This window comes from Amycolatopsis sp. NPDC114478 (assembly GCF_055633805.1).
In genome coordinates, this window is the sequence record NZ_JBVKDO010000035.1 from 45,506 (window position 1) to 60,224 (window position 14,719).

Annotated in this window: 9 protein-coding genes and 1 tRNA gene; 2 read left to right on the forward strand and 8 right to left on the reverse strand. The window is 69.5% G+C overall.

Going from position 1 to position 14,719, the window contains the following annotated elements; all coding sequences use genetic code 11:
* Positions 1 to 75: 75 nt before the first annotated feature.
* The 6 genes from ACZ7OH_RS48185 to ACZ7OH_RS48210 all read right to left on the reverse strand — a co-directional run bounded on the left by ACZ7OH_RS48185 (position 76) and on the right by ACZ7OH_RS48210 (position 8,486).
* On the reverse strand, positions 76 to 1,569 hold the full coding sequence (locus ACZ7OH_RS48185; RefSeq protein ID WP_470287091.1) for a carboxylesterase/lipase family protein: 1,494 nt from the start codon (positions 1,567 to 1,569) through the stop codon (positions 76 to 78).
* The gene (locus ACZ7OH_RS48190; protein WP_470287092.1) at positions 1,569 to 2,990 is read right to left on the reverse strand and encodes an ATP-binding protein; all 1,422 of its coding nucleotides are present in this window, start codon (positions 2,988 to 2,990) and stop codon (positions 1,569 to 1,571) included. The genes ACZ7OH_RS48185 and ACZ7OH_RS48190 overlap by 1 nt, the downstream gene beginning before the upstream one ends.
* Positions 2,987 to 4,639, reverse strand: a complete 1,653-nt coding sequence (locus ACZ7OH_RS48195) for an FAD-dependent oxidoreductase (protein ID WP_470287093.1) — start codon at positions 4,637 to 4,639, stop codon at positions 2,987 to 2,989. The genes ACZ7OH_RS48190 and ACZ7OH_RS48195 overlap by 4 nt, the downstream gene beginning before the upstream one ends.
* 10 nt (positions 4,640 to 4,649) lie before the next feature.
* Positions 4,650 to 5,579, reverse strand: coding sequence for a ribonuclease Z (locus ACZ7OH_RS48200; RefSeq protein ID WP_470287094.1), 930 nt, complete (start codon positions 5,577 to 5,579; stop codon positions 4,650 to 4,652).
* 13 nt (positions 5,580 to 5,592) lie between these two features.
* Complete coding sequence (locus tag ACZ7OH_RS48205) at positions 5,593 to 6,162, reverse strand: HdeD family acid-resistance protein (protein WP_470287095.1); 570 nt, start codon at positions 6,160 to 6,162, stop codon at positions 5,593 to 5,595.
* A 149-nt stretch (positions 6,163 to 6,311) separates the two neighbouring features.
* A complete protein-coding gene (locus ACZ7OH_RS48210; protein WP_470287096.1) occupies positions 6,312 to 8,486 on the reverse strand; it encodes an RICIN domain-containing protein in 2,175 nt (724 codons plus the stop codon).
* Between the two features lie 275 nt (positions 8,487 to 8,761).
* Here ACZ7OH_RS48210 and ACZ7OH_RS48215 point away from each other — a divergent pair.
* Positions 8,762 to 8,834 (forward strand) — tRNA-Ala (locus tag ACZ7OH_RS48215).
* Between the two features lie 602 nt (positions 8,835 to 9,436).
* On the opposite strand, the gene ACZ7OH_RS48220 is transcribed toward ACZ7OH_RS48215, so the two are convergent.
* Positions 9,437 to 10,036, reverse strand: coding sequence for a DNA-binding response regulator (locus ACZ7OH_RS48220; RefSeq protein WP_470287097.1), 600 nt, complete (start codon positions 10,034 to 10,036; stop codon positions 9,437 to 9,439).
* Positions 10,037 to 10,246: 210 nt separating this feature from the next.
* Here ACZ7OH_RS48220 and ACZ7OH_RS48225 point away from each other — a divergent pair, with 210 nt between their 5' ends.
* On the forward strand, positions 10,247 to 10,510 hold the full coding sequence (locus ACZ7OH_RS48225; RefSeq protein ID WP_470287098.1) for a hypothetical protein: 264 nt from the start codon (positions 10,247 to 10,249) through the stop codon (positions 10,508 to 10,510).
* On the opposite strand, the gene ACZ7OH_RS48230 is transcribed toward ACZ7OH_RS48225, so the two are convergent.
* Positions 10,500 to 14,678 (reverse strand): glycosyltransferase, encoded by a 4,179-nt coding sequence (locus ACZ7OH_RS48230; RefSeq protein WP_470287099.1) that lies wholly within the window; start codon positions 14,676 to 14,678, stop codon positions 10,500 to 10,502. The two genes, ACZ7OH_RS48225 and ACZ7OH_RS48230, sit on opposite strands and share 11 nt — an antisense overlap.
* Positions 14,679 to 14,719: the final 41 nt, after the last annotated feature.

Here is a 14,719-nt window from a genome sequence, read left to right on the forward strand (position 1 = left end):
TCCCCTCGACGGGCTTTCGCTCATTGGACGCGGGAGCGAGCCGGTTCGAAGTGAACGGCGGGTGAAGGAACGGTCTCAGGTCACCGGGAACCAGGTCCCGGACGCCCATTCCGTGTCGCCCCAGGCTTTCCGCTCGTCGAAGCGTGGATCGAGCACCAGATCGGTGTCTTCCCGGAAAACCAGCACCGGCCGGAGTTCGGGGCCGTAGGGCGGCCATTCGGGACCGTCGGCGTCCGCGACGCCGTCGCGGATGAACCGCACCCAGGCGCGGTGGATGAGCAGCGCCGCCCGCTCGCGCTTCGGGTTCACCTGCGTCGCTTCCGCGAACAACGGCAGCGGTGTCTTCCACGCCATCGTCGTCTCGGTGCCGTGGCCGCCGTCGAGCTGTTCGGGGACGCCGGGCGCGGCGATGTCGATGCGGTAGCGGTGGACGGGCGCGTGCGCGGACTGCGCGTCGGCCAGGCGCTGCGTCGGGATGCCGTAGCGCTCGTCGCCCATCGCGGCGATCTTCGCGGACTTCAGGTCGGGGACGCGGCGAAGGTACGTCTCGAGAAGGTGCGAAGTGCCTTCGCGGCCGAGGATGCCTTCGAGCACACCGGAAGCCGGCGCCGTCGCGACGTCGTCGCCGAGCATCAGCGCGTACGTGCTGCCCTCGTTGCTGTTGCAGCCGACCAGCAACGGGATCCCGGCCGCGCTCCCCCGGCGGATCGGCTCGATCGGCACCTCCGGCAGCACGCGCGGGTGCAGCGTCGGGCGCCACAGCCACAACGCCTGCAGTCCGGCCAGGATCCGCTCCTGCGCCTCGACGAACTCCTTGGCGGGCAACGCCCTGAGCGCGGCCACGTCGTGGCAGCCGACTTCGTCCAGCAGCCGCCGGGCCAGCGCGGTCCCGGCTTCAGGCGTCGCCACGTGGTCCGCGCCGCCGGAACTGCTGATCGCCTGCGCGAACAACCCCGTGCCCAGCGGGCTGCCCATCAGGTTCCCGACGCTCTTCGCGCCCGCCGAGACGCCGTAGACGGTGATCCGCGCCGGGTCGCCGCCGAACGCGGAAATGTTGCGCCGCACCCACTTCAGGGCCTCGACCTGGTCGAGGAACCCGCACACCCCGGCGTCCGCTTCGGACTCGCCGAAGATCCCGGCGAGGTGCAGGAAGCCGAGCGAGCCGAGCCGGTAGTTGATCGTGACGACGACGATCCCGGCGCGCGCGAACTCTTCGCCGTCGCCCAGCTGCTCGCCGTGCCCGACGCGGTAGCCGCCGCCGTGCAGCCAGAACAGCACCGGCCACCCGCCGGCGGGCGCGGGCCCCTCGGGCGCGCAGACGTTGAGGTACAGGCAGTCCTCGTCGCACACGGCGGCCGGGTTCATCGGGTCCGGCGACTGCATCGCGTGCGGCCCATACTCCGTCGCGACGTGCACACCGCCGGACAGCGACGGCGGCTGCGGTGCCTTCCACCGCAGCTCACCGACCGGCGGCCGGGCGTACGGGATCCCGCGCCAGACGCGGACGCCGTCACCCGCCAGCCCCACCAGCGCCCCGAGTTCGGTCGTGACCGTCGGGACGGATGCCATCAGAGCGAGGCCTGCTCGACCGTCGGCAGGCAGACCTCGAACCGGGTGTTCCCGGGCTCGGACTCGACGCGCAGGTCGCCCTGGTGGCGTTCGACGACGATCTTCCACGAGATGTCCAGGCCGAGCCCGGTGCCCTCGCCGACCGGCTTCGTCGTGAAGAACGGCTCGAAGATCCGCGGCTTGATGTCCGCCGGGATGCCGGGGCCGGTGTCGCCGATCTCGACGCGGATCTGGTCGTCGACGCGCCAGGTGCGCAACGTCAGCGTGCCGTCGCCCTTCATCGCGCCCAGGGCGTTGTCGATGATGTTCGTCCAGACCTGGTTCAGCTCGGCCGGGTACGCCGGGATCTTGGGCAGGCTGCGGTCGTACTCCTTGACGACGCGGATCCCGCCGCCGATCTTGCCGGACAGCATCACGAGCGTGGAGTCGAGGCCGTCGTGGACGTCGACCCACTGGTGCGGCGCCCGGTCCATCTGCGAGTACTGCTTGGCCTTGCCGACCAGCGCGGAGATGCGCGTGGTGGAGTCCTCGATCTCGCCCATCAGCATCTCGGTCTCGAGCGCGTAGGCGAGCCAGCGGACGGCGCCGTCGATGAAGGTGTCGCCCACCTGCTCGAGGACGTTGTCCAGGTCGACCGTGGTCAGGCCGGCGCGGACGTAGATGTCGGCGAGGTCCCAGCCGCCGTCGATGCCGCGGTCGTCGAACCAGTCGCCGATCTCGTCTTCGCGGTCGGCCTGCTGCATCGCGGTCAGCTTCTCGGCCTGCGCGACCTGCTTGACCAGGCGTTCCTGGACGTCGATGAGCTGGTAGAGCAGCTCGGGCTCGATGTCCTTCTTGGCCAGGAAGGCGAGCTTGTGGCGCATGCCGGCGACGCGTTCGCGCAGGGCGGACGTCGCCCGGACGGCGGCCGCAGCCGGGTTGTTAAGCTCGTGGGTCAGGCCGGCCGAGAGCTCACCGAGGGCGAGCAGCCGGCGCCGCGACCCGATCACGGTGTCGCTGTTGCGCCACCCCAGGTACATGCCCTCCAGCAGGTGCGTCGCCATCGGGAACCACCTGCGGAACTCGACGGAGAACTCCTTCGACGGCAGCGCGAGCAGCGTCACGTCGGACAGCGCCCGCACGGTCGCGCCGTAGCGGTGGTCGTCGTCCTGGTGCACGAAGAACTGCGTCGCGCCGAAGTAGGCGCCGCGCTGGTCGGACCGGTTGGTCTCCACCTCGGTGCCGCTGACCAGGCGCGTCATCCGGATGGCGCCGCCGAGCAGGACGTAGAAGCAGGTCGCCTCGCCGCCCTCGCTGATGATCGTCGAGTCGCCCTCGTACTCCTCGAGCACGGCGTTGTCGGCGACCCAGTCGAGCTGCGCCTCGGAAAGGTGTTCGAAAAGGAAGAGCCCGCGAAGCTCTTCCCGCGGCAGTGCGCTCATTGTTCCTCCAGGTACCGGTGTACCAGCGTCACGGCCATCGCGCCCTCGCCGACCGCGGACGCCACCCGCTTGACCGACTGGGACCGCACGTCACCGGCCACGAACACGCCGGGGATCGACGACTCGAGGTAGTACGGATCACGGTCGAGCGGCCAGCCGGCCGGCCGCTGCGCGTTCGCCGTCAGGTCCGGACCCGTGCACACGAAGCCGTGCTCGTCGCGGTGGATACCCTCGCCGAGCCAGTCGGTGCGCGGGGCGGCACCGATGAAGATGAACAGGTGGCCGCTGTCGACCGTCTCGGTGACGCCGTTCTCGCACAGCGTGAGCCGCTCGAGGTGCTCGTCGCCGTGGGCCTGCTTGACCGTGGTGTGCGTACGGACGTGGATGTTCTCGATCCCGGCGATCTGCTCGATCAGGTAGTGCGACATCGACGACTCGAGCGACTCGCCGCGGACGAGGATCGTGACGTCGCTGGCGTGCCGGGAGAAGAACACCGCGGCCTGGCCGGCGGAGTTGGCGCCGCCGACGATGTAGACGTGCTCGCCCTTGCACTCGGGCGCCTCGGTCGCGGCCGAGCCGTAGTAGACGCCGCGGCCGGTGAGCTCCTCGATGCCCTCGGCGTCCAGCGCGCGGTAGGTGACGCCGCTGGCCAGGATCACCGAGTGCGCGGCGATCTCGCTGCCGTCGCCGAAGGTGACGACCCGGGACGAGCCGCGCGCTTCGAGGCCCACGACGTCGCGCGCGGTCAGCACCTCGGCGCCGAACTTCTGCGCCTGGCGCCGCGCGCGGTCGGTCAGCTGCGCGCCGGAGACGCCGTCGGGGAAGCCGAGGTAGTTCTCGATGCGGGAGCTGGTGCCGGCCTGGCCGCCGGTGGCCTTCTTCTCGACGAGCACCGTGCGCAGGCCCTCGGACGCGCCGTAGACAGCCGCGCCGAGGCCGGCCGGTCCGCCGCCGATCACGACGAGGTCGTAGAACTCCTGCGCCGGGCGGGTCGACAGGCCGACCGCGTCCGCGATCTCGCCGCCGCTGGGGTTCTTGAGGACGGTGCCGTCCGGGGTGACGACCACCGGGATGTCCTGCTCGGTGGCGTCGGCGGCCTGCAGGATCCGGCGGCCTTCGTCGTCGTCGACGGAGAACCAGCGGTACGGCACGGCGTTGCGGGCGAGGAAGTCGCGCATCTGGAACGACGGCGAGTTGTACCGGTGGCCGATGAGCTTGACCTCCTCGACCGGCCGGTCGCCGACCGCCTTCCAGGTCTCGACCAGCGCGTCGATCACCGGGTAGAGCTTCTCCTCCGGCGGGTCCCACGGCTTGAGCAGGTAGTGGTCGACGTCGACGACGTTGATCGCCTGGATCGCGGCGTCGGTGTCGGCGTAGGCGGTCAGCAGGGCGCGGCGGGCGTGCGGGAACAGGTCCATCGCCTTCTCGAGGAAGGCGATGCCGTCCATCTGCGGCATCCGGTAGTCGGCGAGGATGGCCGCGACGGCGTCGCCGCGCAGCTTGATCTCGCGCAGCGCTTCGAGCGCGTCCATGCCGGAGTCGGCACGGATGACGCGGTAGTCCTTCCCGTACCGGCGCCGCAGGTCGCGGGCGACCGAGCGGGACACGGCGGGATCGTCGTCGACGGTCATCAGGATCGGCTGGCTCACGAGGTGCAGCCTACGGCGCCCGGTGGTCCGCTGGGGAGGACCGGCGTTTCGGCACCTGGACCCGCTCCAGGTCCTCGGCCACCACGATTTCGCCGTCGAACTCGGCTTTCGCCTCCTCCAGGAAGCGCGCCGGGTCGGGGTAGCGCTGCGAGAAGTGCGTCAGGACCAGTTGCCGGACACCGCATTCGGCGGCGACGCGGGCCGCCTGCCGCGCGGTCAGGTGGCCGAAGTCCTTCGCCAGCCGGGTGTCGTCGGCGAGGAACGTCGCCTCGATGACGAGCATGTCGGCGTTTTCGCTGAGGGCGTACACCGCGTCGCAGAGGCGAGTGTCCATGACGAACGCGAAGCGCTGGCCCGGCCGGGGCGTGCTGACGTCTTCCAGCTCGGTGGTCCCCAGCCGCCCTTCGCGCTGGAGCTTGCCGACGTCCGGGCCGCTGATGCCGTGTTCCGTCAGTTTGCCGGGCAGCATCGTGCGGCCGTCGGGCTCGGTCAGCCGGTAGCCGAAGGCCTCGACGGGGTGGCTCAGGCGCCGGGCTTCGAGGGTGAACTTGGTCCCGTCGGCGATCGGCCCGTCCTCGGCGATCGGGTGTTCGCGCAGGTCAGCCGTCTCGTAGAACGACGTCGCGTGCCGCAACCGCTCGAAGTAGTGCGCGCCGGACGCCGGGAAGTGGGCGTGGACCGGGTGCTGGACCTTGTCGAGGGACAGCCGCTGGATCACGCCGGGCAGGCCGAGGCTGTGGTCGCCGTGGAAGTGCGTGACGCAGAGGCGCGTGACGTCCGTGGCGGCCACGCCCGCCCGCAGCATCTGGCGCTGGGTGCCCTCGCCGGGGTCGAAGAGGATGCCCTCGCCGTCCCAGCGCAGGAGGTAGCCGTTCTGGTTGCGGTGGCGCGTGGGCACCTGGCTCGCGGTGCCCAGCACCACCAGTTCGCGGGTCGACACCCCCGCACGCTACTCACGCGGCGGGGGTGGTGTCCCCCAGTTTGCGCAGCCGGAAGGCCAGCACCAGCAGCATGATGCCGTAGATCAGCGCGTAGATGCCGACGAGCAGCGCGATGCCGAACGCGCCGGCGATCGGGTTGATCACGATGAGGATGCCGGCGATCACGGAGAGCGCACCGGCGGCGATGAGGAACGCCTCGCCCTGGATCTGCTTGCGCAGCCGGATCGCCGCGGCGATCTCCGCGACGCCGGTGACGATCGCCCACACGCCGACCAGCAGGGCCAGCAGCAGAACCGTGATTCCGGGCCAGACGAGAACGAGAATTCCGGCGATGATGCCGAGCGCGCCGAGGATTCCGTAGGCGGCGCGGTGCCCGGTGTCACCTCCGCGGAAGGCCTGCATGAGGGCGCCGATGCCGTCGACGATCGCGTACACGCCGTAAAGGATCGCCAGGACGAGCACCGTCTCGCCCGGCCAGATCAGCGCGAAGAGCCCGAAGACCAGGGCGAACACGCCGCGGACGGCGGCGATCGGCCAGGCTTGGCGGGGTTCGACGACGGAGAAGGCTGCGAAGGAGGTCATGAGTCGCTCCTCGGGTGTCGGGGCACCCAGTATCGCGGCAAAAGGCCTGGCCGGCTCGGTTCACCACCCGTTTGGGCCACGCGTCCACTGTGTCCGGACACTTAGGACCGGCGTGCGCCGCGGCCGCCACCACGGCGCACGCCGGTTGCTCAGGGGTAGCCGACCAGGTTGACCGGCTTGGTGCCGGCCGGGGTCGTGTCACCCGTGGTGTTGATGACGTGCGTGATCGTGCCCTGGTAGTTGAGCGACACGGTCACCATGTCGTGGAACCGGACACCCGCGGTGTTCGGCGCCTCGAACGCGTGCGCGCTGGCCACGGACGGGTTGGTGCTGAAGTAGCAGTAGCTGCCCAGCCCCCACGCCTCGTGGCTGGTGACGTTCGGGCCCACCTTGTAGGCGGAGTAGCCCTTGCTCGACCCGTTCATCCAGCCGGCCTGGTTCGGCACGTCGTAGGGCATTTCGTTCTGGAAGAAGTACGTCCGGCCGCCGTTGCCGTTCCAGACGACCTGCGTCTTCTGGTAGTGCTCGACGAACAGGCCGTACATCGTCACGTTGTTGCCGTTGACCGTGAGGCCGTTGTCGGCGGTGTTCGTGGTCCAGCCGACGTAGGCGTTGTCGTCGGCGTGGTCGGCGCGCCAGATCCACATGTGGTCGCCGATGACGTTGTTGCTGTTGACCACCAGGCTGTTCGTCGCCTTACCGACGGCGGCGCCGCCGATCCGGAAGAAGACGTCGTGCAGCGACGTCGGGTTCGCCGTGTGGTCTGCGGCCGAGCCGGCCGCGCCGACCTGCATGAGGGTGGTCGAGCTGGTCGTGCCGGCGTCGATCAGCAGGCCGGCGACCTTGACGCCGTCGACGTCGTCGACGTTCATCGCGGTGACGCCGCCGTCCGGCACCAGCGTGGCGATGCCGAGGCCGAGCACGACGGTGTCCGGCCGGGTGACGTGCAGCGCCTGGTTCAGGTGGTAGACACCCGGCGTGACCAGCAGGTTCTTCCCGGCGGCGAGCGCGGCGTTCATGTCGGCGGCGGTGGCGCCGGGCTTGGCGATGTAGAACTGGTCGATCGGCAGCGAGGTGCCCGGCGCGGTGCCGTTCGCCCAGGTCGTGCCGGCCGCGTTGGTCTTCACGCTCGGGACGAAGACCTGGTAATTGCCGGCGCCGTCGATGTAGAGGAACGGCTTTTCGCGCACGACCGGCGTCTGGCCGACGGTGGTGTAGGGCGGGCTCGGGAAGGTGTTCGCCGGGGCGCCCTGGACGCCCGCGAAGACCATGTTCCAGTTCGAGCCGTTCCAGCTGCCGAACTGCGAGTTGCGGGAGATCCACTGCTGCTGCGAGCCGGAGCGGACCTGGCCGTCGATCTTGGTGTCGGAGATCCAGCCGCCGCTGGCCCAGCCGCCGTCGTCGAGCTGCAGGTCGCCGCGGACGTGCATGCGGCGGTACGGCGCGGCCTGGCTGACGGCCCAGCGGTCGGCGCCCCCGTTCGGGTTCACGGACAGGTTCTCGGCACCGCGCCAGAAGTTCTGCGTGGCGTTCTGCGGCGGGAACCAGTCGGCCTCGACGTGCACGGCGCCGTTGATCGTGACGGCGTCCGGGCTCAGGCCGAGGCCGAGGACCTGTGTGTAGAAGCCGACGTTGACGTCGTTGGCGTAGGTGCCCGGCTTGAACATGACGGCGTAGCGCTGGCTGCCGAACTGGTTGCGCTCCTGCTGGCTGAAGATGCTGTTCAGCCGGCTCTGGATGGCCGAGCTCGACATGGAGGGGTCGAAGACGACGACGTTCGGGCCGAAGTCGGGCTGGCCGGGCTGGGTCGTGTTCACGGGGTTCAGGGTGAAGGACTGGGCGGCGGTGCCGTTGCAGGCGTACTGCTGGAGTTGCACATCGCCGGTGGAAGCACCGGGCACGTCGAGGCACTTCCCGCTGTTGCGGCTGACGAAGTGGTAGCGGCCGTTCCCCTCGTCGACGGCCTGCCACTGCTGGTTGGCGCCGCCTCCGTAGGTCCAGAGCTGCACGAGGCCACCATCGGCGGTCGAGACGTTCGTGACATCCCAGGCGGCGGCCGGGTTGGCGCGCGCGTTCACCCGGAAGTAGCCGTCACCGGTGGACTGGAACTGCCACTGCTGGGAAGCGGTCTGGTTGCAGGAGTACTGCTGAACGACGGTGCCGTCGGCGGTCCCGGCGCCCCGGGCATCGACGCACTTCCCGCTGTTGGCGGCGGTGACGGTGTACCAGCCGTCCGGGGTGACGGCGGCTTGGGCTCTCGGAACGGCCGCGGCGCCCGCGACCAGGGATAATGCCGCGGACAGCAGCACCAGCGTCCTCTTCATGCGAAACCTCCTCTGCCGCGTGAGCGGCGTTCGTAGAGCAGGAAACGGCAGAGGCGTGCCCGGTCTGGGTAGACGCGGCGTAACGGGCGGGGACCTCGGCGTCACAACCGCGCAAAATGTAACGGCGGCCACATCTAGGAGTCAATACACGACTAAAAATAAGGTGTAAAGACGCAGGTCAGTGGCATGGAGTGACTGTGGGGACCCCCGCGTGGAGGGTGGTCGGGCGGGGTGTAATGTATGGACACACGAGATGCGGAGCAGAGCTTCGCTCCGGGGCTATGGCGCAGCTGGTAGCGCACCTCACTGGCAGTGAGGGGGTCAGGGGTTCGAGTCCCCTTAGCTCCACATCGCAACGAACCCCTTCGTTTCAGCCTCATTGGCTGGTCGGAGGGGTTTTCTGCGTTCCTGGTTCGATCTTCGGTGATCGTTGTTCCGCGAGATCTTGTGCTCCTGGTGGGGCAGAACTGGAGCACTGCCCCAGCCCCGGCCCGGCGTCGGCGCGGTGTTCCCGCTGCTCCCCGGCTCGCCCGGCGGGTGACCCCCACCGTGGCGAGAGGGGGACAACCGGCGCCACTCGCCCCCTGTCGACCACACCCGGTGACGGCGTTGGCGGTGGTGGTGCTGCGGTGTGCCAGCGGCACTCAAGATCGTCGAGCAGCCGCTGCTCGACGACCGGAGCGACGTGGAAATAGGTATCGATAACACGGTTGTCCAAGCGATGACCGAGCCTGCGTGATCTCCGGTGCGCCGCCCGCGATCAGCCACGTCTTGTGACTGTGCCGCAGCCCATGGGAGGTCCACCTCAGCCGCACCGCCGCACAGCCCGCCTTCGCCCCGGACGCGTCGCTGCGTCGACCGCGGGACGGAACACAACGCCGCAGAAACGTCGCCGGTACGCGAACCTGACTCGCCGGTCAGCAGCAGGCCGGCGCTCGTGACGCTCGTTCTCAGAGCCAGCCGCTTCTGTGTGCGTGGATGAGGGCCTCGGTTCGGTTGCTGACCGACAGCCGGCTGTAGAGCGCCCGCAACCGCCTGAACATCATTCGCTCCGAATAGCCCGCACTTGTAGCCAGTTCTGCGACGGTTGTGCCGGCCGCGAGCTGCCGGAGCCAGCCGCGTTCCTCTTCCGACGGGTCCGGTCCGTCGACCGTCCGGTGCGCGGCCGCCAGCACCTGCACCACTTCCGCAGGCAGGATGGCTTGGCCGTTGGCGACCGCCCTGAAGGAGGCTTGCAGCGTGGCCGGCGAGCAGGCCCGTTCGACCACGCCCGAGGCCCCGGCGCGGATGGCGCGGAGGTAGGCGGGCACGTCCGGCTCGTCGATCATCGCCAGCAAGCGGATCTCCGGCCCGGCGGCACGCAGGTCCGCGAGCAGCTGCCAGTCGACAGTCCCGCAGACGCCGAGCAGAACCACCTGTCCCGGCCCCTCGGTGATCCACGCCCACAAGTCGTCGGGCAGGTCGACCCGCCAGCCCGCTGCCTCCAGGCCGGCCGCGACGCCGTACCGGTACAGCGGGAGGGGATCGACCACGGCGGCACGGATCTTCATGGGGTCGGCGGGCCTTCCGGGCGGGTACTGGGCCATAGATCTTCCGCCCGGCCACCGGTGAGCACGAGCGCGACATGCCAGCGCCGGAGGGGCCGGATTCGTTGTCGGGAACGTGTCGGACAGGGCCGCCGAAACGGCAGCTTCCTGCCCGTGAAGTCGTCATGGACGTGCGCGCGGTGCCCGCCGTAATGTCCGGCAGGGGTGGTGGAAATGGTCAACGAAGGCCTGGGAATGCCGGATTCGCGGTGGCGGGACCACCGCGAGTGGAGCGGGTGCGAACACAATCCCTATGCCGGAGAACTGCAGGTGGGGCAGGTAGTACGCATCAACTACCGCGATCGTGCCGCATTCAGCCGCCAGCCGATCGCGCGTATCCAGCAGTTCCTTGTGGTCGACGGGGATATCCACGCCGACCTTCGCTGGGACGGCGGAGAGACCCGCACGGTGCCGCGCTGGGCGTTGATCAAGGTCTGAGCTGCCGCAACGCGGCCAAACCACCGTATCCGCCGCCGCACGCGGCGAGCTGAGCCTGCGCCAGGATCTCGCTGTCCGCCCGTTCTCCGAACTGGCGCAGGACGAGGTCGTTGTAGGCGAGCACCCCGGGCTCGGCGGTGATCCGGCGCGCCAGGTGGAATGCGCCGACCGCGTCGGCGATCGGCCGGCGGCCCAGGAGCGCGAGCCCGCAGAGGACGGCTCCCTTGGCGTCGAGCAGGAGGTAGTCCCGGCGGGGCCGCTCTTCCCCGGGAGGCAGGAGATCCATCGCCTCGGTGAAGCAGTTCCCCGCCTTCGCATCGTCCCGTTGCCGATAGGCGACCAGGCCCTGGGCGCAAAGAGCGTCGAACGCCCTGGGGGTCGTGGCGTACCGCGCGCCGATGTCCGCAGCCTCGGCCGCTGCCCTCCGGTCGTCCAGCTCGAGCAGGGCGAGGCTCCGCGTGACCGCCGACTCGCGCAGGAGGCCGCCGTTGTCCAGGCGTGCGCCGATCCTGGCCGATTGCACGGTCAGCTCGACCGCTCGCCGAGCCTGATCGGTCACGAGCGCGTTCGCCGCCAGGCCACCGAGCACCCGGCCCAAGAGCAGCTCGCTGCCGAGCCTGCTCGCCAGGTCGTGCGCGATGTCGAGCAGCCGCCGGCCCAGCCAGTGGTCGCCGCGCTGGCGCGCCACCCAGGCTCGCGTGACGAGCAGGTGGGCCCAGATCTCGTCACGGTCGGGCCCGGCGTCGTACCACGTGGCGACGGCACGGAACGCCGCACTCACCTCGTCCTGTGCCGCCGCGAAATCCCCTGATCTGACCAAGCAGGACGCGCAACCGGCACGGGCGTTGGCCTCGTCCCTGACCAGGCCCCAAGTCACGGCCTCTGCTGTCGCCTCCCGATACTGGATCTCCGCCTCGGCGAAGTCGCCACGGTCGGCCAGGGCGTTGGCGAGCTGGACGCGCACGACCACGGCGTTGCTCCGGTCATCGACCGCCTCCGCGTGGCCGAACGCGGCCATGATGTCGGCCAGGTTCTCGTCGGAGTGTCCTTCGTACTGCCGTCGGGCACCGACCAGGCGCGACAGGTTGAGGCCCTTCAGCTCGTCGGTGCCGAGCTTGGTGCGCAGGTCGTTGCGCCAGGAAACGAGAACATGGCTCTGCCCCCAGCGGGACAGGTACCTGTCGTCGATGTCGTTCATCACGCGCAGCGCGTGCACCCAGCGACCGGCCCGGTGGCAGAGTTCGATTTCGCCGAACTGCGGCCAGAGGTCTTCGATCCGGTCCGGCGACGCCGCTTGCCGGTCTTGGAAGTATTCGGCGCCGCGCAGCCACATCGTCTCCTTGGTCAGGGCGTTCGCCCCGCCGGCGTCCTCGGCGGTCAGCAAGCTGGACAGGACGAAGTCGGCGTCCGCGCTCGGCAGGTAGTAGCGGTCGCCGTAGTGGTGGATCAGGAAACACGCGCGCAGCGACCGCAGCACGAGTTCGGTCTGCGGATCCGTGGCCACGTCGTTCAGCAGGTAGGTCACCGCCTCGGGCGGCACCGGCCGGGCGAAAACGGCCAAAGCCTGCGCCACCCGACGTTCGTGGAGGTCCAGCCGCGCGAACAGGAACTCGAACAATCTGGCCGCAGGGTCTTGGGCGTGTTCGAGCAGATCGGACAGCGTGTCGGCGGTCTCACCAGGGTGTTTGTGCAGGATCCCGGCAACGAGTTCCAAAGCGCGTGGATGACCGGCGGTCCGGCTCAGCAAGCGGGCCAGGTTCGCGTCGGGGGTGTCCGCGAGGTGGCCGTCGGCGTCCAGGCCGGCCAGCAACGGCTTGGCGAAGCCGGCGGACAAGCCGCCATTCAGGCTGATGCTTTCGGTGTGCCGCATGAGCAGCGCATCATCCGGTCGGTCTCCGCGTACTCGTTTGACGGACATGACGACCTTGACTTCGTGATCGTTGCGGTCGGCCAGCCCGGTGAGCAGTTCCGCGAGTTCCCGGTCCTTCCAGGTGCCGCGGGCGTCGAACAACTCGTCGGCGTCGTCGATCACCACTGCGATCCTTCTCCGGGCCAAGGCGGCGACGACCTCGTCCAGCAGCGCTCGCCACGGCTTCGTGCGAATCGCGCCGACGAGGGCGGACGCACCGTTCGGATCACCGGTCCGGACCAGGTCCTCCAGCAGTGTCGCCACCGTGATCCACCGGAAGCCGCGCGCCGAGAAGTACACGAAGGCATCCAGGCACGCGGACGCCGAACGCCTTTCCTCTTCGGCTCTCATCGTCCGCAGCAGTGCCGTCTTGCCTACACCGTTGTCACCCTCGAGCTGGATCAGGCGGAACCCGCTCCGGGACAACAGCTCCTTCAGCGCGCGCCGCTGGGGACCGCGATCCTGGAAATCGGTGGCGAGGATGTCGGGCATGTCGTTGATCGCGACGAACTCGTGCCCGGCGCCGTTTTGCGTGGCGACCGGCACCGTTCGTGCCGGGGACGTGGGCTGGTGGGGCACCCGGCCGAGCCCGGCCAGGTGGGCAGCCAGGTCGCCGAGCCCGCTCGCGAACTCACCCGTGAAATCGATTGTCGGACGGTCCGGCAGGTCGATCGGAGGTCTCGTGGCGTAGTCGGCCTGGAGGACGAAGATCGGCTTGCCCTGGTCTCTGGCGAGTTCCAGGAGGGAGAGGCAGGGGTTGGCACGTGTGTCGCGGCTGCTCTCGAAAGTCAGCACGAACAGGACGACGTCCGCACTGCGGATCACTTCGGCCATCGCTGCCGCGGTGGTGAGGTGTTCTTCTTCGGGATTGACGCAGGTATACGGGGCCACGCGCTCGATCCGGTTGTTGAAGGCGGCGCGTTGCAACTTGCTCTCGAAGGCCCGCCCGTCGCTCCCGGTGCGGCAGACGAAGGCGTTCAAGAAGTCCGGCCGCGGCCGTCCGGCCGACGTCCGGTGCCGGCGGGGAACGACTTCCAGGAGGCCTTGCGCGGCCGCCGACCAGGTCTTCTCGGCGCGCATTTTCTCCCGGAGCTCAGCGGCCCGTGCGAACGCACGCCGGGGATCCCGCAGGACTTCGGCGATCGCACGACCCCACACCACGCGATCGCTCGCCGGAACGTCCTCCACCGGTAGCGCGATAGCCTCTTCCGCGTCTTGGAGCACCTTCGCGAGGCCGCTGCGCGCGGTGATCAGCACGGGGACGCCCGCGGCTATCGCTTCGAGACCGACCAGGCCGAAACCTTCGGCCCGCGATGGCATCAGCACCAGGGCGGAGCTCCGGAGATGGCCCTGGAGAGTCCTGTCGTCGGTGGTGAAGGGGTGGGCGGTGACCAGCAGGTTCTTCCGTCCCGACCAGCGTTGAACCGCCTCGCGCAGCTTTCGCGGGTTGTGTTTTTCGCTGGTCTCGGCACCACACAGGAACAGCCTGACCCGCTCCCCGTCCTTGCCGAGCAGCCGGATCGCCTCGCCCACCGCACGTGCCGCGATGTCCAGCCCTTTGGCCCGACGCGCGCCGAGCCGGCCCAGGACGAGGACCTGCAGCAGCTCTTCTGCGCCTGGTGGTTCGGGAAGCGGGCCGCTCGTGTCGAAACCCGGATCGATCCGGTGCAGGGCGGCCAGATCACCGAAAGATTTCAACGCGTGTCTCGCCGACCGGAACAGCCGGGGACCGACCGCCAGCACCCGGTCCGCTTGCTGCATCAGGTCGATTTCCGCTTTCCATTTCCGCTCGGCGAGCTCCCCGAAAGGATCTTTTCCGGGATCCCGTTGCCATGCCAGCTCGTCGGGGTCGGTGTGCACGAAATGCACACAGGTGGCCTTGCGGAAGAACCGCTCCCGGAGCGTCAGCGCCTGCCAGCCCGTCACCTGGCCATGCCCGAGAATCACGTCCGGAGGCAGGTTCAAGAACATATCGGGCGGCAGGAGGAATGGCCTGCCCGTCGGCTCGCTGTCCGGACGGCTGTCGGTCAGCAGCAGGACACCGGCAGCCTCCGCGTCATCCTTGTCGCGCGGCTCGCTTTCCTGCACGAGGCAAGACACCTCGGCGCCTGCCGCGGCCAGTGCTCTGCAAAGCCGGCGGTTGAACGTGCCCACCCCGCCGCGGGCGGAGGACCAGTGATCGACGACGGCGAGCACGCGCAACGGAGCGCCCGCCTGATCGTGGCCGGGCAGGAGAGCCCGGGCCGCGGTATCGGCCATGACGAGCATGATGTCATCGAATCCGGCCGCCGGGCAGGCTC

Coding starts and splice junctions, on each gene's coding strand:
- ACZ7OH_RS48185 (WP_470287091.1), bottom strand. CDS start 1,569: ATGGCATCCGTCCCGACGGTCACGACCGAACTCGGGGCGCTGGTGGGG.
- ACZ7OH_RS48190 (WP_470287092.1), bottom strand. CDS start 2,990: ATGAGCGCACTGCCGCGGGAAGAGCTTCGCGGGCTCTTCCTTTTCGAA.
- ACZ7OH_RS48205 (WP_470287095.1), bottom strand. CDS start 6,162: ATGACCTCCTTCGCAGCCTTCTCCGTCGTCGAACCCCGCCAAGCCTGG.
- ACZ7OH_RS48210 (WP_470287096.1), bottom strand. CDS start 8,486: ATGAAGAGGACGCTGGTGCTGCTGTCCGCGGCATTATCCCTGGTCGCG.
- ACZ7OH_RS48220 (WP_470287097.1), bottom strand. CDS start 10,036: ATGAAGATCCGTGCCGCCGTGGTCGATCCCCTCCCGCTGTACCGGTAC.
- ACZ7OH_RS48225 (WP_470287098.1), top strand. CDS start 10,247: ATGGTCAACGAAGGCCTGGGAATGCCGGATTCGCGGTGGCGGGACCAC.
- ACZ7OH_RS48230 (WP_470287099.1), bottom strand. CDS start 14,678: ATGGCCGATACCGCGGCCCGGGCTCTCCTGCCCGGCCACGATCAGGCG.